The sequence below is a fragment of the Micromonospora sp. M42 genome (genome assembly GCF_000568915.1).
GTDB classification, from domain to species: Bacteria; Actinomycetota; Actinomycetes; order Mycobacteriales; family Micromonosporaceae; genus Micromonospora; species Micromonospora chalcea.
Genome location: NZ_KK037233.1, coordinates 967,804 through 969,137 on the forward strand (window position 1 = coordinate 967,804; position 1,334 = coordinate 969,137).

The window sequence follows — 1,334 nt, forward strand, 5'->3', positions numbered from 1 at the left end:
TGATCGACTACGGCTTCCACGCGCCGAACGATGTCGTTCCCGGTGACCGGGACGCTGATGATGAAGCCGACCGAGAGTGAGGACCTGGCCGAGCTGGACCGGTTCTGCGACGCGATGATCGCGATCCGGGCGGAGATCGACAAGGTCGGCTCGGGGGAGTGGCCGGCGGGGGGACAACCCGCTGTCCAACGCGCCGCACACCGCGGCGATGGTGTCGGCCGACGAGTGGCCGCACCCGTACCCGCGGTCGGTGGGCGCCTACCCGGCGGGCGTGGACCGGGCGGGCCGCTACTGGCCTCCGGTGCGGCGCGTCGACGGCGCGTACGGCGACCGGAACCTGGTCTGCTCGTGTCCCGCGCCGGAGGCGTTCGAGGACTGAGCGGCGAACGCCGGGGCGGTGGGCTCTCGCCGCCCCGGCCGGCGCGCCGGCCGGTCATGACCGGCGCGTACGCTCACTGACGCTGCGTGATGGCTCAGGCCACGAGAGCGTGACGGGCCGGACCCCGGTGCGGGGCGATGGTGCGTCCGTCGGGGAGCAGCTCACCGGTGTCCTCGAAGACGATGACACCGTTGCAGAGCAGGCTCCAGCCCTGCTCAGGGAAGCAGGCGAGGACGCGGGCGGCCTCGCGGTCGGTCGCGTCGGCGGAGGGGCAGGTGGGCTGGTGCTGACACATCGGGTTCTCCGGACTGTGGGGGCACTGTGTCATGGTTCACATGACCAGTGACGCACAGTACCAAGGAAAACTGAGCGGCAACGAGCAAGGATGCGTCTTGTTCACCGAGAATGGGCTGAACGGATGACCCGTAACGGGCCAGACGTTGTGGAAGCGCTCCCACAGGTGGAGGTCGATACCCCAGGCGCCCCGCCCGGATGCCGTCGCCGACTGGTCGAGACGGCCCGCCTGCACTGGTCCGCCACCGACGGCGGCGACCCCGCTGACCTGGCACAACGCTTCCTCGCCGCGCACGGCGTCACCCGCGACGACCTCACCCGCCCCGGCCGCCACGACCCCGACGACGCGGTCTGCGGCGCGGCGCTCTACCTGTCCGCCGCCGCCGGCGCGTACACCCTCGGCGTGTCGCCCGGCGCGCCGAGCCCCGCGCCGACGCTGCCCGACCTGGTCGTGGTCGTCTACCACCACACCGACCGGCCCACGCCGACCCCGCCACCGGCCCACGCCGGCGGGTGGCGGCTCGGACCATGGCGCGACAGCTGGACCCCGGCCGCGCACGCCGCCGCCGTCGACGCGGTCCGCGCCGCCATCGCCCGCGGCGACGTCTACCAGACCAACCTCGTCGGCCACGCCGCCGCCCCCGTACACCGGCGACCCCCG

1 protein-coding gene and 2 pseudogenes are annotated in these 1,334 nt (G+C 73.4%); 2 read left to right on the plus strand and 1 reads right to left on the minus strand.

Annotated elements, in window-relative coordinates; translation table 11 throughout:
* A pseudogene (locus tag MCBG_RS32305) lies at positions 1-379 on the plus strand (glycine dehydrogenase (aminomethyl-transferring)); the annotation flags it as partial.
* A gap of 94 nt (positions 380-473) precedes the next feature.
* Here MCBG_RS32305 and MCBG_RS04100 read toward each other — a convergent pair.
* A complete protein-coding gene (locus MCBG_RS04100; RefSeq protein WP_013286363.1) occupies positions 474-674 on the minus strand; it encodes a DUF5999 family protein in 201 nt (66 codons plus the stop codon).
* A gap of 123 nt (positions 675-797) precedes the next feature.
* Here MCBG_RS04100 and MCBG_RS04105 point away from each other — a divergent pair.
* A pseudogene (locus MCBG_RS04105) lies at positions 798-1,334 on the plus strand (anthranilate synthase component I family protein); the annotation flags it as partial.